The following is a 25,148-nucleotide window of genomic DNA, read 5'->3' as shown; positions in this document are numbered from 1 at the left end:
TTTATCTGTTTATATTGGTTTGCTGTATCCGGCAGGAGCTTTAGGATTGTAGTGAATATCAAAGCACGCTGCAACGTTTCGTACAAAAGCATGTGCGCTTTTCTCCATGACAATCTCTCCGGTATCTTCATCCACCGAGCAGAGTCCGTCCTCCGCCATCTCTTTTAGAGCATCATACTTGAGAAATGATATGGTATGCAGGCTATCCGTATCTATGCCGAAATCGGAAAGTATCCGAACAGGATTGCAGCGATAGTTGCACATCAGTTCGGTAATGATCTCTTTAATAACCTGCTCTTCTTCGGTAAGGCTGTACCCGGTAACTGCGGGAAGCGTATCACGATTCAGGAATGAGTAGTAGGTCGAAATATCTTTACAGTTTTGGGCGTATGAGCCGTAAAGCTGAGAGATGCCTGTAATGCCCAAAGCATAGACCTGTCCGGTGATCTCTTTTGTGCAGTAGCCTTGAAAGTTTCGATGCAGACTCCCCTCTTGAAGAGCCATGGCAAGAGCGTCTGTGGGAAGGACAAAGTGGTCCAGACCAATCTGTACATAACCTCTTTCCAAAGCGACACCCAATGCTTTGGAGTACATCACGGCTTTCTCCTGCGGGGTAGGCAGCCCCACTCTTTCCAATGCTTTCTGTATGGGATGAACCCATGGAACGTGAGCATACGAAAAGGTTACGACTCTGTCCGGTCTCAGATCCAACACCGCTTCGATGGTTTTACCGAACGACTCTGCCGTCTGCAACGGAAGACCGTATATAAGATCTATGTTGATCTCGATACCATTGGAACGCAGGAGAGAGACAATCTCGTGAAGAGGGAGCTTGCTCTCTGTCCGTTTTACCTGCCGTAAGACTTTGCTGTCTATATCCTGAATACCGATGCTCATCCTCGTAAATCCCATATCTATAAGGCTTTTCCAAGCCTGCTCATTCAGGTATCCGGGATGACATTCGATAGCCACCTCTGCTTCGGGTGCGATGACAAACTTCGATCGTATCGCTTCCAAAATTTTCTTTATATGGTTCAATGGGATAGAGGTCGGCGATCCGCCACCGAAATGGATCTGATAAACCTTTCGGAGAGGGTCTATCTTTTGAGACAACAGCTCCAATTCTTTGAGAAGATAGTCCACATAAAGAGCCACCCCATCCCCCTCTTTCGGCATCACTTGCTTATTACAACCGCAATAGAGACACAAGCTGTTGCAGAACGGAATGTGTATGTAGAAGGAGAGTTTGTCCGTACCATTACTATTGGAAAGCAACAGATCTGTCTCGTACCGCACAGAATCGTACAAAGGAGAGAACAGATTTGCCGGCGGATAGCTGGTATATCGTGGAACAGGAATATTATATTTATTTAGAATTTCTGCTTTCATCGACACGAAGGTACATATTTTTAATATATCTACAGCCTTGAGTATAAAGGAGAAAAAGGAGTATTTATCCCCGAAAAAGAGCAAGAATAAAGCTCCTATACTCATTTTTTGCTACATTTGTAGGGAGAAGAGTAGTGCGGTAGAAGCAGAGCAACAAAGCTTTCGGACTCTTTGCCGGAGTTTTGCTCCGCTGATGTGTCGCAAATTCAATCTCATCAACACCTCTTTTTCACTTTCAACCATGATGGTTAAAAGATAAGAGGAGACAAAACAAATGGATATTTATAACATCTAAATAACAGAAAAACAGAGCTATGAAGAGAAAAATGACGCTAATTTCATTTGCTTGGGTCCTTTTGGCATCCATGAGTTTTGGTGTTTATGCCGCAACAGAGGAGACAGTGAATACAGTAGAAGAAACTCAGACACCTCCTTCTCAACCGGCGAAGAAGAGACAATACACCATCATCGTGGGTGATACGGATAAAGAGACCACATACTCTCACCGAGAGAGAAGATTGGTTATGGGAAAAGACATTACCGGAAGAAAAGATATGTATCGCGGACATTCCAAGACAGCACATTTCAGTGGCTTCGGAGTAGGCTTCATCTCTATGAGTCCTATGGATGACAGCGGTAAAGATATGGCGAGAAATGTGGATATGTCTTCGTCTTTGAAGTACGATCTCTCTTTCTTTGATGTCAAATATTCATTGGGAGCGAATAATCTTAGCTTTGTCAGCGGTTTGGGTATCGAGTTCAACTCCATCCACTTTACCAAGAACCACTTCTTGAACTTTGCCAAAAATCAAGCATTCGTTACCGATGACATCCCGGCAGGCAAGAATATGTCCAATGCGAGATTTCATACGACATACCTGAAGATCCCTGCTCTCATAGAGGTAAACAGCGGTAAGCGACACGGGACATCATCACCGATGTTCTTCAACTTCGGTGTTTTGTTCAAGGTAAAGACAGCTTCTAGCTCGAAAGTTTGGTGGGCAGCATCGGAAGAGAATCACTCTGCATCCAAGCAGATCATAGATAAAGGCTTGGGACTAAGACCTGTACACCTCGACTTTATCGTCCAGGCAGGTATAGGCAACTTCGGTCTTTTTGCAACCTACTCCCCCATCTCTCCTTTCCAAAAAGATTTCGGACCGAATGTTTCGACATTCAGCACAGGTCTGAAGCTCTATTTCTCCCAATGGTAAACCGATCATGCAAAGAGTAGTACAACATCTGCAGCGTTGTCTGTTCAAGCATCCGTGTGTGGTGGTACCACAGTTGGGTGCATTCATAAAAGCCGAAGAGCACTCTTCCACAGGAGGCATGCTCGGACCGGGTAAGGTATCACTCTGCTTCAATGCCGAGTTGAAACACGTCTCGGACGGTATTCTGATACACAGCTATGTCGCTCGGTACGGCATAAGTTACAGAAGAGCAGAACAGATGTTGACGAAAGATGTAGAGGCTCTACTGCATCATCTCGGCAGCCGTACCTACGTGGAGCTGGAGGAGATCGGGCGCATTCGCTTGGGACACAGCTCGGAAGGAGCCACTCCCATATTTGAACCGAATCCGCACCATCCGTTTGCAACAAATCTGTACAGCCTTACCGATATTGCGTCTCTGCCCAAGCTGCTTGTTATGGGAGAAGAGACGAAAGAGGTGGCAGATAACACCTATTATCTGCCTATCAATGTGAAAGCATTGAAGTACTTTACTGCCGCCATGGTGATCTTAACGCTGGGTCTGCTGATGCCGTTCCGCGCTGTGGAGACCGAGATGAAAGAGTACCAAGCCGGTTTTGTGCCTCACTTCCTGACAGAGAAAACAGCTGAAACAACAAAAGCGGAAGAACCTGCAATAGCGGTAGAAGCGAAAGCAGTAACCGAAGAAAAGAGCGTGGAAGCTCCTAAGGAGACTCACGTGGAGAGCAACAGATTTCTTGTGGTAATAGCCACACTCTCCACAGAAAAACAGGTGGAAGAGTTTGTCGGCTACCATAAGCTGAACGACTATCCGGAGTTTGGCATAGATCGCAGAGGCAAATCGTACAGACTCTATCTCGGCAACTTTGCCTCCCAAGAGGAGGCTCTGAACAAGATGAGAGAGCTTCATCGGGAGAAGAGATTCAAAGACGCCTGGATATATAAGACGAAATAACTCTATTGAAGTACAAACGAAAAGCTGTGCCGAAGGGATCCCTTCGGCACAGCTTTTCGTTTATAGCCCCGACCAAACGGGATTGTCCTAAAAGTAATACGAGAAATCCAGTCTTACGGAACGTCCTCTCAAAGGATAAGATGCCGAATGAGACTGTAAAGCATCACGAACGGTGTAGGCAAAAACACTCTTGTTCAGAAGGTTTTCCACGACAAAAGAGAGAATATATTTATCATACTTATATCGGGCAATACCACCCAACAAATTTCCATGGGCATAGAAAAAAATTTCCATGGGCATAGAAAAAAATTTCCATGGGCATAGAAAAAAATTTCCATGGGCATAGAAAAAAATTTCCATGGGCATAGAAAAAAAATTTACGTGCGCATAGAAAAAAATTTACGTGCGCACAAAAAAAATTTACGTACGCACAGAAAAATATTTACGTGCGCACAAAAAAATATTTACGTGCGCACAAAAAAATATTTACGTGCGCACAAAAAAATATTTACGTGCGCACAGAAAAAAATTTCTGCATATACAAAAAAAATTTCTGCATATGCGAAAAAAATTTTTTGCATATGCAGAAATTTATCCGCGTGCGCACAGAAAAAAAGTTTCGTGAGCTTGGAAGTATTTTTCCGTACTCACGAAACTTTTCACGCGTTGCGAAAGAAGTGTCAAAACATCCTCTTATTTTTTTGATTTTCAATGGCTTATATCAGCTCCTTCGTGCCTTTCCCACGAAAGCCGGGGAGCCTTTCAGGCAGAGTGCTCTGCGCACCTCTCGGAGCGGGAGGGGCTATCTGTTCGGCTTCAACAGCTCCGGGCGTAGCAGACGGGTGCGCTCTTCGGCTTGTCGGAGACGCCACTCGGCGATTTTTGCCTCATGCCCGGAGAGAAGAATGTCGGGCACTTTCCAGCCGTTGTAGTCCGCAGGGCGGGTATAGACCGGTGCGGAGAGGAGTCCGTCCTGAAAGCTGTCCGAGAGCGCGCTCTGCTCGTCGCCTATGACTCCCGGTATGAGCCGAACCACCGCGTCCGCGATGATGGCTGCCGGCATCTCCCCTCCGGTGAGGACATAGTCGCCCACCGAAATCTCTTTCGTGATGAGATGCTCGCGGATCCGGTGGTCTATCCCTTTGTAGTGTCCGCAGAGAATGATGATGTTCTGCAGCAAAGAGAGTTTGTTTGCCAACGGCTGCGAAAAAAGTTCGCCGTCGGGAGAGGTGAAGATCACTTCGTCGTACGCCCGTTGGCTCTTCAAGTGGGAGATGGCACGATCGACAGGCTCGACCTGAATCACCATGCCGGCTTCTCCTCCGAACGGGTAGTCGTCCACCCGTTTCCACCTGTTCGTGGAGTAGTCCCTGAGGTTGTGGAGGTGTATCTCCGCCAGACCTTTGTCCTGTGCGCGCTTGAGGATGGAGGTGTTGACGCATCCGTCTATCATCTCCGGTATCACTGTGATAATATCTATCCGCATGAGAAACAGTTTTTTTCTGTGGGTCGTCTTATTTCATGTTACAGAGATAGGCATCGAAGGTACGCACGCCCGGCTTTCGCTCGCCGCCTATCATCAGAAGCTCGTCTCCCTTGGCAGCCAAAACGGCTCCCGCGGTGGAGAAGATCGCAGAGTCTTTCAAAATATTCCAGTGATCCTGCCTGTGGTCGTACCGGAGCAGACGCGGCGAGAAGCGGTAGCGGCTCTCCGGCTGCAAGAGGTAAGAGCGGTGCTCCTCCTTCAGCCTCGCCTCCGCCTCGGCATCCCGACGGAATACCGCCTTCTTCAGAAGATAACCGCGAGAGATGGCGTCCTGAAACAGCACGGGATCGACACCGCCGACAGCATAAACCGCCCCGGAAACTTGGTCTTGTGCCACGGCGACACCGATGAAGCTGAGCGGAGAACCGGGCATCGCTTCGGGAGTATTCAGCTTCTCCCAGCTCTTCGGTGCACTCAGGTTCAGCTTCCATGCCGTCCTGTGAACGTAAGGCTCTTGCCCCGGAATCCGCACATCGCCACCGGGGAAAAAGCCTCCGAAAAGAAACAGATAGCCGTCGATGACAAAGAGATTGGGCTGGAGCCTTGCACCATCGGGCAGAGAAATCACTTTCGTTGTCTCTCCTGATCTCAACGAAAAGGCATAAAGATCCGTCACAAGCTCCCCATCTTTCCATCCGCCCGTGAAATAAAGACTTTTTCCATGCTCCGCCGCCGCACCTTCATACCACCCGAAAGGAAGTGCAAACGGATACTTGGAGAGCCTGATCTCCCCGGTGTCTGTCATCTTGGAGAGCATCATGATCTCACCGGAAGCTCCCCGCTCTCCCACACCTCCCACAAGCAAAAGCATATCTCCCCCGCCGAGAGAGACAGATGCCCCATAAGCAAGAGACTTGGGAAGGAACGAAATGAAAGTTGTCTCCCAACTCTCCCCTTTCCCGGAGAGTGCGTAGAGAGATTTGTAGAAGACTTTCTGTCCGCCGTCTGCCACGGGGATGTCCGGAAAGTTGCACCCGCCACCATATATATATGTATCCCCGACAGCTCCTCCGAACGCTCCGGAAACTCCCTGCAAGAAGCCCGGCTCGGCGTATAACACACTGTCTCTGCTGATCTCTACGGATGAGATGTTCACAACATCGCTATATGACGAAGCCGACCCGCCCTCTCCGCAAGAGAAGAGAGCCAAAGCAAAAGATACGAGCAGCGGTAGGAGTGTCGCCTTTGAGTGTAAGTATTTCATGTCCGAATATCTGAGCGGTAATGCTCCAAGAAGATTTGTTTTTCGAGTGTAAGCCGAAGCCGTTACGAGCTAAGCGCTTCCTTTTCCGATCTTTCTCAGATCGAGTTTCTTTTTCGATGCCTGATTGAAATGGTCGTCTGCATGGTACGAAGAACGCACGAGCGGTCCGCTCTCCACGTGAGTGATGCCAAGACTCTCTCCGAGCTGCTTATAGCGTGCAAACCGGTCGGGATGCACATACTCTTTCACTTCGATGTGCCTCGATGTCGGTTGCAGATACTGCCCGATGGTCAGGGTAGATACTCCGATCGCCGCAATATCTTTCATCAGCTCCACAACCTCTTCTTCTGTCTCTCCCAACCCTACCATGATTCCCGTTTTGGCTATGGCGCCTCTGTCGACAATCTGCTTCAAGACCTTCATACTGCAATCGTAGGTAGCGCGATGTCTGACCTGCGGTGTGAGTCTCCGAACAGTCTCAAGATTATGTCCGATCACGTCCGGTGCTGTCTCTATGACCATATCCACACACGCCTCGTCTCCCTGAAAGTCCGGAATCAACACCTCTATCTTAGTCTCCGGAGAGCGTTTGCGTATCTCGTTGATGCAGCTCGCCCAGTGTCCGGCTCCATAATCCGGCAGATCGTCTCTATCCACGGATGTGATGACTGCGTACTTCAACTTCATCTGCGAAACAGAAGCCGCAAGTCTTAAAGGCTCTACCGGATCGGGCGGAGAGTCGGGCTTTCCGCTCTGAGTGGCACAGAAACGACACGCACGAGTACAGACATTGCCACAGATCATAAACGTAGCTGTCCCTCTGCTCCAGCACTCTGCCTGATTCGGGCACTTTCCGCTTGCGCAGATCGTATTGAGTGCTCCCTGAGAAATGGTTCGTCCGGTGTGCGTGTAGCTGTCTATGCTGGCTCTGCTGATTTTGAGCCATTCGGGTTTACGTATATATGTTCTTCCTGTTTTCTTTTCTACCATTTTCGGAATTAAAGAGATCTGTTCAAAAATCTTAGAATACTGTTGTAGAGATGCTTTCTCGTATTCCCTCCGTAGATACTGTGGTTGCGATCCTTATATATCAGCATCTCGAAGTATTTATCCTCCTGCACAAGAGCCTCCACATACTGCATTGTATTTTGGACATGCACGTTGTCATCCGCAGAACCGTGTATGATAAGAAGATTACCGGAATGATTCGCGGCTCTCGTCATGACAGAAGTACGGTCATATCCGGAGTTGTTTTCCTGCGGAGTACGCATGAAACGTTCCGTATAGGTCGTATCATACAGACGCCACGATGTAGGAGGAGCTATCGCTATACCTGCCTTGAACACGGGAGAGGTGTGAGACATCGCCATGAGAGTAGTATATCCGCCGAAACTCCAGCCCCAGATAGCCATTCTCTCTTCATCTATATATGGGAAGAGCTTGGCCGTGGCGGTGGCTCCTTCGCACTGGTCTTGCGACTCAAGGAGACCAAGATTGAGATAGGTACACTTTTGGAACTCTGCTCCTCGTCCTCCCGTTCCTCTTCCATCGAGAGAGACCACAACGTAGCCGTTCTCAGGAAGCACGTATTCCCAGTCGAACTTAAATCTGTTCTGCACCTCTTGAGAGCCCGGACCACTGTATTGTGTAAACAGAGCAGGATATTTCTTTCCCGGCTCCATATTCTTGGGTGTGATGATATAGCCGTTGAGGGTTACTCCGGAAGCGGTGGTTACTTGGAAGAATCTCTTTTGAGCAAACGAATACTCTTTCATCTTGGACAGAAGAGCGGCATTATCTTCGAGCAGCACCATCTCTTTAGCATCCTTTGTTCTGTTGAGCGAGTATCTTGCAGGCGTTTCCATATTGGACGAAGTGAGCAGATAATAGCTCATATCTTTGCTGAATACGGCTCTGCTGTTTCCTTTTTCCGGAGAGAGAGTACGGCTCTTTCCGTTCTTCAGATTTGTTGCCACTATTATCCTGTCCATAGGGGTCGGATAAGCCATGGCATAGATTGCTTCTCCCTGATTCGACACACCGTAAAAAGCAGTAACATCTGCATTGTCTCTGCTGATCTTCTTCTGAACAGCACCTTGTTTGGAATAGAGATAGAGCTGATTATAGCCGCTTTTATCATTGACATAAGTAAATCCGTTCGAAGTATATGCCAGCTGTCTTGCCCATTCCGGGTCTATGTATCTCTCGCTCTTTTCTTCAAGGAGCAGCTTCGAGAGTCCGCTCTTCGGATTCACGGTAAAGAGTCGGAAGTGGGTCTGATTCCTGTTGAACGTAAACACCTGAAGCGCACCGTGAGCATAATCCAAGCGAGGGATATAGTACTCGCCACGAATCGGCAACTCTATCACCTCCGTTTTCTTGGAACGAATATCGAACGAACGCAAAGAGATCTCTGCGTTTCTCTCTCCCGGCTTAGGATATTTGTAGCGATAATCCTCAGGATAAAGCCTGTTTCCAAAGATCTGCATATTGTAGAGAGGTACTTTCGACTCATCCGTTCGCACAAATATGAGCTGCTCCGAAGAGTCTGCCCACTGCATAAGGTTCGTGGCATAGAGTTCCTCCTCATAGACCCAGTCTGTTGTACCGTTCAGGATCGCGTTCGGCTTACCATCTGTTGTTACGGCAGACTCGGTATTGTAGTCAAACTTCGCAACATATATATTATTATCCTCCTTTACGAAAGCGCACATCCGCCCATCTGGAGAGAGCGTCGGGATACGCACCTTTCCCCCGGAAGCAGACAGAGGCTGCACCAAATTCCGCCTCACATCATACCGGTACGCATTAAACTTCCGGCTCCTTCTATATATATACTCCGTATCCTTAAACAGCAGGATCTGCAAACCGTTCGGAGCTATCTCATAATCGTCGAACGTCTCGAACTCGCACTCCCTTGCCGTTTTCGTATAAAAGAGCGTATCCACCACCTTTCCTGTGGAATAGCTGCACTTCAGCACGGCTCTGTTATCCTTGCTTACCACGGAATAATGCGCTCCATCCTCCATGGGACGGAACCCCGCGCCGGCACTCTTTGCCGCGAACGTTCCGTTCGTGATCGAATCTATCGTAAGCTGCTTCCCTCCGTTCTGTCCGTAAGAGAGCTGAATCGCCCCTGCCGCAACCAATGCGAGTACCGCTAACTTTCTTCTCATAACTACTATTTCTCTGATATTATCAATAAAAACCATCCGTCAAATAGACGAAAACAAAGATAACAATAATGCCCCAATCTCAATGGAATGCACCTCCCCACTCCTCCCCCACTTACGGAAGAATACAAAACCTCTCTCCATCTCCCGAAAGAGACCGTCCTGCCCTCTTCCGTACAAGCCGACAATCAAGACAAAGATTGATAATTACCAATCCGAGAAACGGTAATTACCAAAACGAGAAACGGTAATTACTAATCCACAAAACAGTAATTACTAATCTACGAAACAGTAATTACTAATCTACGAAACAGTAATTACCAATCCACGAAACAGTAATTACCAATCCACAAAACAGTAATTACCAATCCACAAAACAGTAATTACCAATCCACAAAACAGTAATTACCAATCCACAAAACAGTAATTACCAATCTACGAAATGATAATTATCAACCTCAAAAACGATAATTACAAATCCGAAAAATGATAAGGACTAATTTTCAAAAAGAGCCTGAGAGTAGCTATTTACTCTCAGGCTCTGTGTATTGGTACGTTATCGACTAACGTTGCCCTATTCGATCAGGCATCTATATTCGCATAGTCCGCATTCGCCGTAATAAAGTCGCGACGAGGAGCAACATCTTCTCCCATCAACATGGAGAACACAACGTCCGCCTCAACCGCATTGTCTATCGTGATCTGCTTGAGAAGACGATTGTCCGGATCCATTGTTGTCTCCCAAAGCTGCTCGGCATCCATCTCTCCAAGACCTTTGTAACGCTGTGTAATGACTTTCGACTCGTTTCCTTCCGCATACTTCTGGATGAACTCCATCCGTTGGCGATCGTCCCAGCAGTACTCCACGACATCTCCCATCTTGCACTGATAAAGCGGTGGTGTGGCAAGGTAAATGCAACCACGCTCCACAAGGACACGCATGTGGCGGAAGAAGAACGTAAGGATAAGCGTGGCAATGTGGCTTCCATCCACATCGGCATCCGTCATGATGATCACCTTGTTGTACCTCAGCTTCGAGATGTTGAGTGCCTTGGGATCTTCTTCCGTGCCGATGGTTACTCCCAACGCAGTGTACATGGCTCGTATCTCATCACTCTCCAAGACACGGTGCGGCATGGCTTTCTCTACGTTCAGAATCTTTCCGCGCAATGGAAGGATCGCTTGAAACATGGAGTCCCGACCTTGCTTCGCCGTACCGCCCGCCGAGTCTCCCTCGACAAGGAACAGCTCACAACGTGCAGGATCTTTGCTTCTGCAATCCGACAGTTTGCCCGGAAGTCCTCCTCCGAACATAGGTGTCTTGCGCTGTACCATCTCTCTCGCCTTGCGAGCAGCGATACGTGCCTTTGCCGCCAATACGACCTTGTCCACTATCATCTTCGCTTGCTTGGGATTCTCTTCCAGGTAGTGTCCCAGAGCTTCTCCCACTGCAGTATCCACTGCACCGGCTACTTCGGAGTTGCCAAGCTTGGTCTTTGTCTGTCCTTCAAACTGAGGCTCCGCAACCTTGATGGATATGACTGCCGTGATACCCTCGCGAAAGTCGTCCCCCGAAACGTCTATCTTCTCTTTCTCAAGGATCTTGGACTCCTCCGCATACTTCTTCAGCGTTCTTGTCAAAGCGCGTCTGAAGCCGGCAAGATGCGTTCCACCCTCTATCGTGTTGATGTTGTTCACATAAGAGTAGACATTCTCGTTATAGGAAGTATTGTAAGTCATCGCCACCTCCACAGGTATATCCTGCTTCTCGGTAACGATATGTATGACATCGTCTATGAGAGTCTCTTTGTTGGAGTCGAGATAGGAAACAAACTCCTTGAGTCCGTTCTCGCTGTGAAAGATCTCTTTCTTGGGATTTCCGTCCTCGTCTCTGTGACGATAGTCCGTAAGAGTCAGCGTAATACCGGCATTAAGGAAAGCCAACTCGCGAAGACGATCGGAAAGTGTCTTATAGCTGTATTCGGTGGTGATGAAGATAGTGTCGTCCGGTTTGAAGTAGATAGTCGTACCGGTCTCTGTACTCTCTCCTATCACCTTCACATCATCGGCAGGGACACCTCGGTGATACTCTTGCATGTAAACCTTTCCCTCTCTCTTCACTTCCGCTCTAAGGGTTGTCGACAGCGCATTTACGCAAGAAACCCCCACGCCGTGAAGACCTCCGGAAACTTTATAGGAGCCTTTGTCAAACTTTCCTCCCGCATGGAGCACCGTCAGTACAACTTCCAAGGCACTCTTTCCCTCTTTCTCGTGCAGATCCACAGGGATACCTCTGCCATTGTCATGGACTGAGATGGAGTTGTCTTCGTTGATCTCAACATCTACTTTATCGCAATAGCCTGCCAGTGCTTCGTCTATGGAGTTGTCCACCACCTCGTACACCAAGTGATGCAAACCTTTCTCTCCGATGTCTCCAATATACATTGCAGGACGCATACGAACGGCTTCGAGCCCTTCGAGAACCTGAATGTTACTTGCGCCATAGTTGGCAGCTTCTTGCCGCATATCTTCAGTCATATATTATTATTCTAAATGAAGTAGTACTTAGTCCGATTTCTTCTTGAAATCTCAAGATACAAAGATAGCAATTTTTCCCACAATTGCGAATGACTTACGGCTCTAAAAACAAGGCGAACCAACCGAAGAAAATCCGATTGGTTCGCCCTTTTATATAATCAATTATGCAAAAAAAAATCAGAAGGTCCACTTCGCTGCAAGAGTCGGAAGTGCATAGAATTTGTTCGGGTTAAGGAAATTGTAAGAAAGTCTAACCTCTGTACCGAGACTCAAATTGAAATTGTCATGAAATCCGACAAGTTGATTCAGATTGATCCATGCCTGTGGTTCCGAATATACCACCACTCCGTGGCTTTTATCGGAAGCTTTCTTTGTCCAGACATCCACAAATCCGTTCAGGGTAAATACACGATTCCAGCTGTTCCAACCCCATACGGCAGTAAGCTGCATACCATGATTGGCGTCTTGAACACCCTCTATCGCTTGATCGTAACGGTAGCTGGTGCTTATGCTAAAGTTCTTACTGAAGTCCTTACTTGTCCAAAGGTAAGAAGCACCAACGAGGTAAGCGTTGTTGATGGAGAAGTTTCTATCCACGCCGCCATTGTACTCCAAGTGAAGAGCAACGGGTGCTTTCCAGAATTTCAACTCTCTTGCGATCTCAAAATAAGAGTTTGAGATACCTTTTTCCGTATGAACGAAATCGACAAAAAGGAATGTCTGTCCCCATCTGTCTGCCTTAAAATGTTCTACGGTAGTAACAAAAGAGGGAGTTTTTTCCATATCCTTGTAGAGATGACGCCCTGCTTGATAGTGTGTCTGGATGTTCTGCCCAACGGCTGTAAGGGTTCCCAATAGAAGGGCTACGCCCAAAAGAATTTTCTTCATAAGTATGTATTTATAGTTTGTTTATCCAAATAACAATCCGTTGCAAATTTCGTTTCTATCCTTGAATTATCCAAATCTCCTTCTATTTTTCTCTACGCTCGTTTGGGAAAAGCAGTCTCAGCAGATCCAAACGCTTGATATGGGTCAGAGATTTCCGGATAGCGCCTTTCATCTCCGGCTTGTACCAGAAGAAATACTGCCTTTGCCGCTCCTTCTGTTCGGGTGTGGTAGCAGTAAAGACCCTTTCCATCGTGTAAGGATGATACCCTGTGTAGTATATCACAGTGGATACCGTCATGGGTGTAGGCGTAAAATCTTGCACCTGTTCCAGCTTAAACTGAAGATTTTTAGTGGCTACCGCCAGTTCTGCCATATCTTCTTCCCTGCTTCCTGGATGCGATGATATAAAATAAGGAATCAGTTGCTGCTTGAGACCATACGCTTTATTGATCCGGTCAAACTCCTTTTTGAACGTATAGAAAAGAGAGAAAGAGGGCTTGCGCATCTGCTCCAATACTCTATCCGAAGTGTGTTCCGGCGCCACCTTGAGCCGTCCGGATGTGTGATGAGCTATTACCTCCTCCATATAGGTACGTGCTGCCATCTTCAGCTTTTCATCTTTATACGGATGGAGGAGGAGGTCATATCTTATACCACTCCCGATAAAACTCTTCTTGATACCGGGCAAGGCATCCACTTTTTTCAGGATATTATTCAGCGGAGTATGGTCTGCATTTAGATTCGGACAGATACCGGGGAAGATGCAAGAGGGTCTGAGACACTTCTCGCAAGCTTTCAGGTTGCGTCCTTTCATGGCATACATGTTTGCACTGGGTCCTCCAAGATCGGAGATATATCCCTTAAAGTCCGGCATGTGAGTGAGACGCTTTGCCTCTTCCAAAATGGAACGTTCACTTCTGGAAACGATAAACTTCCCCTGATGAGCCGAGATGGTACAGAAAGAGCATCCGCCAAAACAGCCACGGTGCATATTCACGGAAAACTTGATCATCTCGTATGCCGGAATGTGTTTACCCTTATACTTCGGATGAGGAAGCCGTGTATAAGGAAGATCGAAAGACTCATCCAACTCCTCCGAAGTCATAACGGGATAAGGCGGATTGACCACTATGTATCCCTCCCCTACCGGCTCTATCAACCTTTTAGCCTTGACGGCATTGCTCTGCTCCTCTATATGTTTGAAGTTGGCTGCATGTTTCTTTTTCGATGCCAACGCCTCCTCGTAGCTGTGAAGCACTATATCATCACTATCGGGAGCGGGGGCATACGCACCATTTTCCAAGTAAGCAAGCTGCGGAATCTTCTTCATCTCCTCGATGCTTCTCCCTTCGGCATAAGCATCAGCCAGCTCCACGATAGGCTTCTCCCCCATACCGTAAATGAGGAAATCTATCGGAGCCATCACCGGCATACCGGGAAGAAGTTTGTCTTGCCAGTAGTCGTAATGCGCCACACGCCTCAACGATGCCTCTATACCGCCTGCCACGATCGGAACATCGGGGTACAGCTCTCTCAAAATCTTGGAATAGACGATGGTCGGATAGTCCGGACGCATATCCGATCTGCCGTCCGGCGTATAGGCATCATTGCTACGAAGTCTTTTGGCAGCGGTATAATGGTTGATCATAGAGTCCATTGCACCGGGCGATATACCGAAAAACAGGCGAGGCCGTCCGAGCTTCTTGAAGTCTCTGAGGTCGTCTCGCCAGTTGGGTTGCGGTACTATCGCCACCTTGTAGCCGTGCTTTTGGAGGATGCGACCAATGACCGCCATTCCGAACGAAGGGTGGTCGATGTACGCATCACCGGCAAAAAGGATGACATCAAGGGTGTCCCATCCCAGTCTTTCCACCTCCTTCTTGGTTGTCGGAAGCCATAAAGAGGGATCGGTAGGATTCTCTTTCTTCAAATTCTCTACTTCTATATCGGTCTAAAATCAGTAGTGGGTGATGATGCCACCCTTCTTGGTATCTGTTGTTGTCGTGGCACTTCCGCCGTAATGCTTGAGTGCTTCGGGCAGATACTTATTGATGGCATCTATCCTCTTCTTGTCCGAAGGGTGAGTGCTAAGCATATCGGAGGTTTCTTTGGCACCTTTACTCTGCGACATCTTCTCCCAAAATGTTACAGCCATACGAGGGTTATACCCTGCCATTGCCATGAGTGTAAGACCGATTCTGTCGCTTTCGTACTCGTGTGTACGGCTGTAAGGAAGCATGATAGCCACATTACTGCCGATACCATACACAGCTCCTGCTACGGCTCTTACCGCTGCGCTCTGCCTGCCAACGGCTAAGCTAAGAGCTTCGGCACCGAGTTGCTGAACAAGAGCCTGCGACATCCGTTCATTGGAATGCTTTGCCAGTGCATGCGCAACCTCATGAGCCATCACCGTAGCCAGTTCATCGTCGGTGGGAGCAAAGCGAAGAATGCCCTCGTAAACGACAATCTTCCCTCCCGGCATACAGAATGCGTTGGCCTGATTGGAGGCTACAAGGTTGAACTCCCATCTGTACTGCGATACCTCCGAACCCAGTCCGGCATTTCTGAGGTAAGCCTCTGCCGCCCTGGCAATCCTGTTCCCCACCTCCAACACTCGTCTTGTCTGTACGGCATTTTTGGAGATAGGAGCTTGAGCGATAAACTCTCTGTACTGACTGGAGCTGAGAGAGAGGATCTGCTGATCCGAAACCAGGTTGAGCTGCTTCCTTCCCGTGAGCGGAACGGTAGAGCATCCCAGCAGAAGCACTCCCATAAGACAAGCCATGGAGAGCTGTTGCACTCTTTCGATATATCTGTTTCTCTTCATCTTATAATTGCTTTGCTTTATTCAAAATACGACATCACAGAACGATACAAATGTAACTAAAAAAAATAAGTAACCCGCACGGCATCACCGCTCATGCCGATATAGATATTGAGAAGGCACTCTCCGACAGAGTTTTCGCGCTCCTCATCTGTTCCGTCATAAACCCTCCTCCACTCCCCCATCACAGCTGTCTCAAACTCCCAAAGGGTCTGCAAAATCTCTTGAAGCCGTCAACAAAATTCATTAAACAGGGACAAAAATCGCTCTGATGCCTTATAGAGTTGGAAATCAAGAGCCGATGCGTGCAAATCGAGCCTTGACCTCCCAAAATCAAGATTTGATTGCTATAAACCGGAGCACGATTTCAAGATTTTATAAGGTTTAGGAGAAGATCCGAAAGCGTTAAAAAGAAGATCCGAAAGCGTTAAAATAAAACTCCCGACGAGGTCTGAATAAAATAGGACAAAAAAGGCCGGATCTCCTGCAAGCATCCTGCCGGCAGCCATACCATAAGAGTTGCCGGACAGAAAGAGCTCCCTAAAGAGGGCAATACAATGTGGCTTTGCACGATCCTATTTCCGGAATGATGTATGTAAAGCACCGGAAAGCTGTTTTTTCTGTATATTTGCTTGTTGAATACCGAATTGCAAACAAGGAAAGTTGTAAGAGAGAACAGATGCTTGGCTTACTAAAAAAAAAGATAGAAGAAGTAGGACAATACTTCTTGCTGATGAAGCGGGTTTTTGAGAGGCCTGACAAGTTTCGTATGTTCCTTCGGGAGATGCTGAAGGAGATGTACAAGCTGGGATATGATTCTCTTTGGATCGTCATCATTATATCTTTCTTCATCGGAGCTGTAATAACCATTCAGTTGGGACTGAACCTCACATCGCCTCTGATACCCAAGTTTACCATCGGGTTCACAACGAGAGAGATAGTGCTGTTGGAATTTTCTTCCACCGTGATGTGCCTTATCCTCGCAGGCAAGATAGGCAGTAGCGTTGCCAGTGAGATAGGAACAATGCGTGTATCGGAGCAGATAGACGCGATAGAAATAATGGGGATAAACTCTGCCAACTTCTTGATTCTTCCGAAGATTGTAGGTATCATGCTCTTCGTTCCGGTATTGGTCTTGATAAGTATGTTTACCGGTATCATCGGTGGCTATATCGCTTGCAGCATCAATCCGGAAATGCCTATCAGTGCATACATTCAGGGGATCCAGTATCTTTTCGAGCCTTATTACCTCTTCTACTCCATGGTCAAGAGCGAAGTGTATGTATTTCTCATCGCTTCCATAGCCGCGTTTTACGGATACTTTGTAAAGGGAGGAGCATTGGAAGTGGGCAAGGCAAGTACCAAAGCGGTGGTATCGAGCAGCATCATGATCCTTGTGGCAGACTTGCTCCTGACCCAACTCATGCTGGTATAGAAGAGCTAAAACGTTAGAATCCGAATAGAGATGATAGAGATAAAAAACGTACAAAAATCTTTTGGCGGAAAGGATGTGTTGAGAGGCATATCCGCTACTTTCGAGTCCGGCAAAACGTCTCTGATAATAGGCAAAAGCGGTGCCGGAAAGACTGTACTGCTGAAAAGCATCGTAGGGCTTGTGTTCCCGGACAAAGGCGAGGTGCTATACGATGGCAACTCTATCTATAACCTTTCGGAGAACGAAATGAAGAAGCTGAGACAAGAGGTGGGTATGCTCTTTCAGGGGTCGGCTCTGTTCGACAGCATGACGATACTGGAGAATGTGATGTTTCCGCTCGATATGTTCTCCCCACTGCCCAAAGCCCAACGGATAAATGTGGCAAAAGAGTGTCTTGCCAGGGTTAAGATGGTGGATGCAGGCAAGAAATACCCTGCCGAAGTAAGTGGTGGGATGATGAAGCGCGCAGCCATAGCCAGAGCCATAGCCCTTAAACCGAAATACCTTTTCTGCGATGAGCCAAACTCCGGACTGGATCCGCAGACCTCTTCGGTTATAGATGATCTTCTGCTCGAAATCACTCACGAGTCCGGCATGACTACTATCATCAACACTCATGATATGAATTCGCTGGAGAAGTTGGGCGAGAAAGTGATATTCGTTCATCGCGGACGCATCGAGTGGGAAGGGAGAGGAAAGGATATCATGAACTCGAACAACGAAAGACTCAAGCAGTTTGTTTTCGTGAACAAAGAATAATGACATAAAACAATAGAGAAATACCATAAGGAGATATAGTATGAACACACATGACAGCGTAGCAGGAAACACCAAGATGGAAAGCGGAGAAGGAAAATCGCTGAACTTCATCGAAGCCATAGTAGAAAAAGATATAAGGGAAGGACTACACGACGGTCGCATACAGACCCGATTCCCTCCGGAGCCCAATGGTTACCTTCATATCGGTCATGCCAAAGCGATCTGTATAGACTTCGGTATCGCTGAAAAGTATAATGGTATCTGCAATCTCAGATTCGATGACACCAATCCGATAAAGGAAGATGTGGAGTATGTGGATGCCATAAAAGAGGATATAGAGTGGCTTGGATTCAAATGGGGAGAAATCTTCTACGCATCGGACTACTTCCAACAGTTGTACGACTTCGCCGAAGATCTTATCAAAAAGGGGCACGCCTACGTCGAGGAGCAGTCTGCAGAGCAGATAGCCGCTCAAAAAGGCACTCCAACCACTCCGGGTATAAACAGCCCGTTCCGCGACAGACCCGTGGAAGAGAGTTTGGATCTATTTAGAAGAATGAACAAAGGAGAGTTTCCGGAAGGTTCTCTGACACTGAGAGCAAAGATAGATATGGCGCATTCCAACATGCACTTCAGGGATCCGATCATCTATCGCATCATCAATGTTCCTCATCATCGTACGGGTACGGCTTGGAAGGTTTATCCTATGTACGACTTTGCTCATGGACAGTGCGACTATTTTGAAGGTGTTACTCACTCGATATGTACGCTGGAGTTTGTTGTGCACAGACCGCTTTACGACTACTTCATAGACCTGCTCATGAAGAGCGATTATCGCCCTCGTCAGTATGAGTTCAACCGTCTCAACCTCACATATACGATGATGAGTAAGCGCAAACTGCTTCAACTCGTACAGGAGAAAGCCGTTAAGGGATGGGACGATCCTCGTATGCCGACCATCACGGGGCTTAGAAGAAGAGGATATACACCCGAATCCATCCGAAACTTTATAGACAGAATCGGATACACCAAATACGAAGGGGTGGTAGATGTAGGACTGTTGGAGTATGCGGTAAGAGAGGATCTGAACAAGCATGCTACTCGTGTAAGCGTGGTGCTGAACCCCGTTAAGCTGATCATCACCAACTATCCGGAGGATAAGAAAGAGGAGATGGTCGCCATAGACAATCCGGAAGATCCAAACTCCACAACCCATACGGTAACTTTTGCACGCGAGTTGTACATAGAGCAGGAAGACTTTATGGAAAATGCGCCAAAGAAGTATTTCCGTATGACTCCGGGGCAAGATGTGCGTCTTAAAAACGGATACATCGTTACCTGTACCGGCTGCAAGAAGGACGAAACAGGCAAGGTGGTAGAGGTATATGCGGAGTATGATCCAAGCAGCAGGAGTGGATCGGATACTTCAAACCGAAAAGTGAAAGGGACATTGCACTGGGTTGCCGTTGATGATTGTATTGACGTCGAAGTGCGTCTGTATGACAGACTCTTTACGGTAGAGAATCCGTCGGATCCTAAGATTGAAGATTTCAGAGATTATCTCAATCCGGACTCGTTGAAGATCATTACCAATGCCAAAGCGGAAAAGTATTTGGCAGATGCCCAACCCCTGCAACACTTCCAGTTCCAACGCATTGGATACTTCAATGTAGACCCGGATAGCACACCGGATAAAAAGGTCTTTAACCGCACCGTATCGCTAAAAGATACTTGGAGCAAAAAGATAAACTAATAGAAAATCCCATACTAAGAGATAATGAAAACACTGAAATGGATAATGTGGAGCCTCGGTGTCTCTATGCTTTTTTCACTGCAACTCCATGCTCAAAAGAGAACAATAATAGATGAAATAGCTTGGGTGGTGGGAGATGAGACAATCCTGCTATCCGATATAGAGAATCAGCTCATATACCTAAAGCAGAGCGGATCAAAAGTGGATGGCGATCCGATGTGCTTTATTCCCGAACAGATGGCGATACAGAAGCTGTTCTTGAGACAGGCAAAGATAGACAGTATCTCCCCGAACGAGTCTATGGTGATTCAGGCAGCCGAACGCTGGATCAGCCAAAAGATCAACGAAGTGGGAGGAAAAGAAAGACTCGAAGAGCTTTTAGGCAGAACCATCTCCCAGATACGTGAAGAGCGTCGCAAGGCACTACGGGAAGAGTCTGTGGTGCAACAGGTACAACAGACCATCATGGGCAATATAAAGGTATCTCCGTCCGAGGTTAATCGTTTCTATGAAAAGGTAAACAAAGACTCTCTTCCCTTTATGCCGGAAACGGTAGAGGTACAGATCGTAACCATCAAACCCAAAGTGTCCGTAGAGGAGATAGATAAAATCAAAGCAAAACTTCGGTTGTACGCAGCGGAAGTCAATGCCGGCAAGAGAGACTTTTCACTATTGGCCCGACTCTATTCCCAGGATAAAGGCTCGGCTCTAAAGGGCGGAGAGCTTGGGTTCTATGGTAAAGCGGAGTTGGAACCGGAGTTTGCAAATGTTGCTTTCTCCATGGATCCCAAAAAGGTTTCCCGCATAGTACAGACGAGATATGGCTATCACATCATGCAGTTTATCGAGAAGAAAGGCGATCTTGTGAACGTACGCCACATCATGCTTCGCCCTTCACCCTCCGAAGAAGCAGTTACCGCTGCAACAGCCAGACTCGACTCCATCGCTCACAAAATAGCCGTAGACTCCCTCTCTTTCGCAGATGCCGCAAGGTATCTCTCTTATGACGAAGATACGCGAAACAATAGCGGCGTCATGGTAAACAACAAAGCATCCGGCTCCGGACACCTTCAAGGTACAGCCCAATTCCAAATGGAAGATCTTCCACAGGAGATCGGTCCTATCGTCAGCAAAATGAAAGAAGGAGAAGTGTCACAGCCGTTTACTTTGGAAGATAAGGATGGCAATACGGTTGTGGCTATTGTGAAGCTGCGCAAACGCAATCCGGGACACAGAGCAAACGTGTCTCAGGACTTCCAGATCATCAAAGACTTTGTCTTGCGAGAGAAACAACAACAGGCTCTGAACAAATGGATCCAAGAGAAGCAAGCAGAGACATACATTAAGATAAATCCTAAGTGGCGTCATTGTAAATTCATCTACCCGGGATGGATAAAAGAGTAAGACAGATCGTTTTTTGCTGTATAGCCGCTTTCTTTATCATAGGTGTGGGTGGTGCGACATTGCGTTCATCCTCCGCTCTGTTGCCCTATTATCAAAACCCTCCGCCCCAACAAAAAAAGAATCAGGAGGTAGAGAAGATAGAGGCGGAAGCCAGACGATTGTGGTACGATAGGGATATCAATCCGGATGCAAAGATATTCACGGGGGATGTCAACTTCTATCATAAAGGAGCAGTAATGAAGTGCGACAGTGCATTGTTGTACGAACAGCGCAACGCCATAGAGTCTTTCGGGAATGTTCATATCATTCAAGGAGACTCTCTGCACATTACCTGCAACTATCTCGACTACGATGGCATCAACCTGATAGCTCGTTTGCGTGGCAATGTGATCATGCGACACGGAGAGAATACCCTCTTTACCGACAGTTTGGACTACGACAGAAACATCGGTTTGGGCTACTACTTCGAGGGAGGGACCATAGTGGACTCGCTGAACACACTCACTTCCCAGTACGGAGAGTACTATACGGACAACAAGACAGCCATATTCAAATTTGATGTGAAGCTGGAAAACCCCAACTTCACACTCTATTCCGACAAGCTCTTTTACAATACGGAGACTAAGGTTGCAGACATTAAAAGCCCCTCTCGCATCGTAGGAGACAGCGGATATATCCTTACCTCCAAAGGAGTATATGATACTCAAAGAGACATCGCTTACCTTTTGGACAAGAGCAAACTCTATTCAGGCTCTCGCACCGCTACGGGAGACTCCATGGTGTATAGCCGTAGCGAATCTCTGGCAAAGCTCTTCGGGAATGTAGAGCTGAAAGATACAGCCGAAAACGTATCGCTACATGGAGAATATGCGGAGTACCACGAGAAGGAAGGCAAAGGCTTGGCAAGAGACAACGCTTACGTGATGGACTTCTCCTCCAAAGACACGCTTTGGGCGCACGCATTGGAGATGCAGCTGATACGAGACACCATCAACGGAGACATTGTAAAGGGCTTGGAGAATGTTCGGATATATCGAAAGGATGTTCAAGCCGTGTCCGACACTCTCCTTTACCGCTCCAAAGACTCCGTTTTGAACCTTCTGGGCAAGCCCATTATATGGAGCGACAGTTCACAAATATCGGGAGACACCATTCGTCTGTTCATGAAAGACGGCAACCCGTACAAGGCACAGATCTCGAACAATGCGTTGGTCTCCATGGAGCTGACCGAGGATCTCTTCTATAACCAAATGGTTGGAAACGAAATCCTTGCCTATTTTAATGACAACAAGATGGACTCTGTCCGAACCAGTGGAAACGCTGAAACCATCTACTATACCGTAGAAGGAGACTCTGTTGTCTCCTCTCAGGTTCGCGTTCAGAGCGCATCCATACTGATGCTGTTCCAGAAAGAGGAGTTGGAGTCTATCTCTTTCCTTGAAAAGACAAAAGGCATCGTCAATCCTATTTTCCTTGTAGAAAGTAAAAATTACAACTTCCCAAACTTCTTCTGGTTTGCTACCGGACGTCCGCTCTTTCCGAAAGATATTTTCCGGACAACCCCAAACAGAGGCAAGAAAGAAGATAAAGAGAAGAAAGAAGAAAGCTCCGGAACAGAGTCTCTCAATATTACTAACAGAGAAGAAGAATCTTAACCATGAAATCTTTTTTCAATCCTCAAAAGCCGAAGACCTTCAGATACTCCTACATCTATACAGATGTCAGGAAGCAGGAGCTGGAAAAGCGCGTAAGACGCATCCAGAGAGAGCTGAACGGAGACGAGGCTTCTCTTTCTGCGGAAGACTATAAAGATCTCATCGAAGGCTCTATCTCCAAACAGTCCAAGCATCTCCAACGCAGTAAAAACAAGGGACAGAGCAAGGAGAGCCGTGCAAAGTCCAACTGGTGGATGCTTCTTCTTCTTGTGGTGCTTGCTGTGCTCTTTTACGTCCTATATTACAGATAGATCTGCTGTATGAAGAATGTCATCAATCTTCTGCCCGATAATATTGCCAACCAGATAGCTGCGGGAGAGGTCATACAACGACCCGCATCTGTCATAAAGGAGTTGGTCGAAAACAGTATAGATGCAGGAGCCACAGAGATAGAGATAGAAGTCTTGGATGCCGGGCGCACCCTTCTCCGCGTTATAGACAACGGGAAAGGGATGTCTCCCATAGATGCCCGAATGGCTTTCGAGAGACACGCCACCAGCAAGATAAAGACAGCCGATGACCTCTTCCGCCTTTGTACTATGGGCTTTCGGGGAGAGGCATTGCCCTCGATAGCAGCCGTGGCAGAGGTGGAGCTTATCACCCGCCAACACGATGAAGATACCGGTGTGCGCATAGAGCTCAAAGGAGGTCGGGTTATCTCCAACGAGATAGCCACTTGTCCCCCCGGATCCATCTTCTCGGTAAAGAACATCTTTCACGAGATACCGGCTCGCCGCAAGTTTCTAAAGACCAACGACACTGAGTTCAGGCGCATACAGACCGAAATATACCGTATTGCCGCAGTCTGCCCACAGATCAGATTTCGCCTCTTGCATCAGGAAAAGGTTATCTTCGACTACCATCCGGGCGAACTCAAAAAGCGTCTCCTCGACCTCTTCGGGCACAGACTGGAGAGCAAAATACTCAAGATAGAAGCCGAGACTCCTCTTGTCCGCATTTGCGGATTCACAAGCGCACCATCCGAATGCCGTAAAAGAGGAGCGCAGCAATACTTCTTTGTAAATGACCGATTCATGAAGCACTCCTACTTTCATCGGATGCTCATGAATGCTTATGAGGGAATGATTCCATCGGGAGATATGCCAGACTACTTTATCTACCTCTATGTCGATCCCTCCTCAATAGACGTAAATATCCACCCGACTAAGACCGAAATAAAGTTCGAGAACGAAACCTATATCGGGCAGATACTCAATACCGTCCTTCGAGAGACGCTCATGAAAGGAGCAGTGGCGCATGCCATAGACTTCACTCAAGACAAGATAGACATTCCGAACTATAAATCTCTTTCCGATAACGAGTTGGTAGAACCCAACATCGGAGGAGAAAACACGGACTATATCCCTTCATTCGACCCGGACGACTATAAAGATTTCGGAGGTTTCGAGTTGGAAAAGGATGTGGAATGGGAAGCCTTCTACAAAGACTTTGAAAAAGATTCCGGCATAACGACATCACCCCCCGGCGGCATCAGAGTAAAGAGGCGCACCTCCTCCCTCTCCTCTTCCGTATCACAAGAGCCGGAGACAGCTGCTTCCGTATTCACGTCTCGCTCTTCATCCCTAAAGCCGGACGACACAACACATACAGACTCGCTCCTGACCCCTGCTCCCCAAGAGAGAGAAAGCCTGTCGGATGAGCCGGAGAGAGAGTCTCTCATCATCCTTCGCCAGCGATATATCATCACTATGGATGAGGATAGTCTTTCTATTATAGATGCTCATCAGGCGGCAAGAGCTATTTCGCACCACAAATATATGGCACGTCTTCTTGCCTCTAAGCCGGTATCTCAACCGCTGATGTTCCCTGAACTTCTCACGCTCAACACTCAAGAGGCACATCTTTTACACAGATACATGGATGAATTGAGTGAAGTAGGCTACGACCTTACCGATATGGGAGGGAACACATTCAGCTTGGTAGCCATTCCGGAAGGAATGCCGACAGATCCCGATCTTCTTGTCCAGATACTGTATGAAAGTAAGCACTTGGAAAAGAAATCAAAAGAGATTGTCCTCGAACAGATTGTTGCTTCGATGGTAAAAGCTTTACACAAAAGAGTTACACCTATTCTGCGAAAACAGGAAGCACAAAAACTTCTCTACTCCCTACGTAAACTGTCAGAAACCAGAGTTACTTTTGATGGACATACAATCTTTTCTAAAATAACGGCAGAAGAAATACAAAAAAGATTTGGATAAGCAACTCCCTACGAGGATAAATTTATCCGTTCATATCTGCGCCATTAAATCTATTTTTTTGTATCTTTGCAACGTGAAGTCCGTATTTCCATTACAAAACATATAAAATAGTTCTTCTAAATAACA

At 47.2% G+C, this 25,148-nt stretch carries 20 protein-coding genes; 9 read left to right on the top strand and 11 right to left on the bottom strand.

Annotation, left to right across the window (positions count from 1 at the left end; genetic code table 11):
• Nucleotides 1–9: 9 nt before the first annotated feature.
• A complete protein-coding gene (hemN, locus tag HQ43_RS01025; protein WP_036789027.1) occupies nt 10–1,389 on the bottom strand; it encodes an oxygen-independent coproporphyrinogen III oxidase in 1,380 nt (459 codons plus the stop codon).
• A 314-nt stretch (nt 1,390–1,703) separates the two neighbouring features.
• Here hemN and HQ43_RS09375 point away from each other — a divergent pair, with 314 nt between their 5' ends.
• Complete coding sequence (locus HQ43_RS09375; protein WP_052102984.1) at nt 1,704–2,603, top strand: hypothetical protein; 900 nt, start codon at nt 1,704–1,706, stop codon at nt 2,601–2,603.
• Nucleotides 2,604–2,610: 7 nt separating this feature from the next.
• Nucleotides 2,611–3,558 (top strand): HU domain-containing protein, encoded by a 948-nt coding sequence (locus HQ43_RS01015; RefSeq protein ID WP_036788599.1) that lies wholly within the window; start codon nt 2,611–2,613, stop codon nt 3,556–3,558.
• 87 nt (nt 3,559–3,645) lie between these two features.
• Here the strand turns inward: HQ43_RS01015 and HQ43_RS01010 are convergent, their stop codons facing one another.
• From HQ43_RS01010 to HQ43_RS09855, 10 genes are all read right to left on the bottom strand, one after another.
• A complete protein-coding gene (locus HQ43_RS01010) occupies nt 3,646–3,852 on the bottom strand; it encodes a hypothetical protein (RefSeq protein WP_152567442.1) in 207 nt (68 codons plus the stop codon).
• Between the two features lie 508 nt (nt 3,853–4,360).
• Nucleotides 4,361–5,044 carry a tRNA (guanosine(37)-N1)-methyltransferase TrmD gene (trmD, locus tag HQ43_RS01000; RefSeq protein ID WP_036788589.1) on the bottom strand — a complete coding sequence of 228 codons (684 nt, stop codon included), beginning with the start codon at nt 5,042–5,044 and terminating at the stop codon, nt 4,361–4,363.
• Between the two features lie 28 nt (nt 5,045–5,072).
• Nucleotides 5,073–6,308 carry a hypothetical protein gene (locus tag HQ43_RS00995; RefSeq protein ID WP_036788586.1) on the bottom strand — a complete coding sequence of 412 codons (1,236 nt, stop codon included), beginning with the start codon at nt 6,306–6,308 and terminating at the stop codon, nt 5,073–5,075.
• A 69-nt stretch (nt 6,309–6,377) separates the two neighbouring features.
• Entirely contained in the window at nt 6,378–7,298 is a 921-nt protein-coding gene (gene lipA / locus HQ43_RS00990; RefSeq protein WP_036788583.1) for a lipoyl synthase, read from the bottom strand.
• Nucleotides 7,299–7,306: 8 nt separating this feature from the next.
• Nucleotides 7,307–9,484 carry a S9 family peptidase gene (locus HQ43_RS00985; protein ID WP_036789023.1) on the bottom strand — a complete coding sequence of 726 codons (2,178 nt, stop codon included), beginning with the start codon at nt 9,482–9,484 and terminating at the stop codon, nt 7,307–7,309.
• Nucleotides 9,485–10,063: 579 nt separating this feature from the next.
• Complete coding sequence (gyrB, locus tag HQ43_RS00980) at nt 10,064–12,007, bottom strand: DNA topoisomerase (ATP-hydrolyzing) subunit B (protein WP_394358407.1); 1,944 nt, start codon at nt 12,005–12,007, stop codon at nt 10,064–10,066.
• A gap of 189 nt (nt 12,008–12,196) precedes the next feature.
• The gene (locus tag HQ43_RS00975) at nt 12,197–12,907 is read right to left on the bottom strand and encodes a DUF5020 family protein (protein ID WP_036788577.1); all 711 of its coding nucleotides are present in this window, start codon (nt 12,905–12,907) and stop codon (nt 12,197–12,199) included.
• 82 nt (nt 12,908–12,989) lie between these two features.
• A complete protein-coding gene (locus tag HQ43_RS00970) occupies nt 12,990–14,837 on the bottom strand; it encodes a YgiQ family radical SAM protein (protein WP_036788574.1) in 1,848 nt (615 codons plus the stop codon).
• 27 nt (nt 14,838–14,864) lie between these two features.
• Nucleotides 14,865–15,737 carry a M48 family metallopeptidase gene (locus HQ43_RS00965; RefSeq protein WP_052102983.1) on the bottom strand — a complete coding sequence of 291 codons (873 nt, stop codon included), beginning with the start codon at nt 15,735–15,737 and terminating at the stop codon, nt 14,865–14,867.
• 56 nt (nt 15,738–15,793) lie between these two features.
• Nucleotides 15,794–15,952: a hypothetical protein gene (locus HQ43_RS09855; RefSeq protein WP_161785857.1), complete on the bottom strand. Its 159-nt coding sequence runs from the start codon at nt 15,950–15,952 to the stop codon at nt 15,794–15,796.
• Nucleotides 15,953–16,413: 461 nt separating this feature from the next.
• Between HQ43_RS09855 and HQ43_RS00960 the strand changes: the two genes are divergently transcribed.
• From HQ43_RS00960 to mutL, 7 genes are read left to right on the top strand one after another with little or no spacing between them, the layout of a single operon-like run.
• Nucleotides 16,414–17,169, top strand: a complete 756-nt coding sequence (locus tag HQ43_RS00960; RefSeq protein ID WP_036789020.1) for an MlaE family ABC transporter permease — start codon at nt 16,414–16,416, stop codon at nt 17,167–17,169.
• 30 nt (nt 17,170–17,199) lie between these two features.
• Nucleotides 17,200–17,928, top strand: a complete 729-nt coding sequence (locus HQ43_RS00955; protein WP_036788571.1) for an ABC transporter ATP-binding protein — start codon at nt 17,200–17,202, stop codon at nt 17,926–17,928.
• A gap of 40 nt (nt 17,929–17,968) precedes the next feature.
• A complete protein-coding gene (locus tag HQ43_RS00950; protein ID WP_081964503.1) occupies nt 17,969–19,681 on the top strand; it encodes a glutamine--tRNA ligase/YqeY domain fusion protein in 1,713 nt (570 codons plus the stop codon).
• Between the two features lie 24 nt (nt 19,682–19,705).
• Nucleotides 19,706–21,085, top strand: a complete 1,380-nt coding sequence (locus HQ43_RS00945; protein ID WP_152567441.1) for a peptidylprolyl isomerase — start codon at nt 19,706–19,708, stop codon at nt 21,083–21,085.
• Complete coding sequence (locus tag HQ43_RS00940) at nt 21,070–22,740, top strand: OstA-like protein (protein WP_052102982.1); 1,671 nt, start codon at nt 21,070–21,072, stop codon at nt 22,738–22,740. The genes HQ43_RS00945 and HQ43_RS00940 overlap by 16 nt, the downstream gene beginning before the upstream one ends.
• Nucleotides 22,741–22,742: 2 nt before the next feature.
• Entirely contained in the window at nt 22,743–23,051 is a 309-nt protein-coding gene (locus tag HQ43_RS00935) for a hypothetical protein (protein WP_052102981.1), read from the top strand.
• A gap of 9 nt (nt 23,052–23,060) precedes the next feature.
• The gene (mutL, locus tag HQ43_RS00930; RefSeq protein WP_036788569.1) at nt 23,061–25,022 is read left to right on the top strand and encodes a DNA mismatch repair endonuclease MutL; all 1,962 of its coding nucleotides are present in this window, start codon (nt 23,061–23,063) and stop codon (nt 25,020–25,022) included.
• The last annotated feature ends 126 nt before the right edge of the window (nt 25,023–25,148 follow it).

It is taken from the genome of Porphyromonas canoris (assembly GCF_000769115.1).
In the GTDB taxonomy this organism is placed as follows: Bacteria; Bacteroidota; Bacteroidia; order Bacteroidales; family Porphyromonadaceae; genus Porphyromonas_A; species Porphyromonas_A canoris.
Note: the sequence above shows the minus strand (reverse complement) of the source record. Positions and strands in the feature narration are given on the sequence as shown.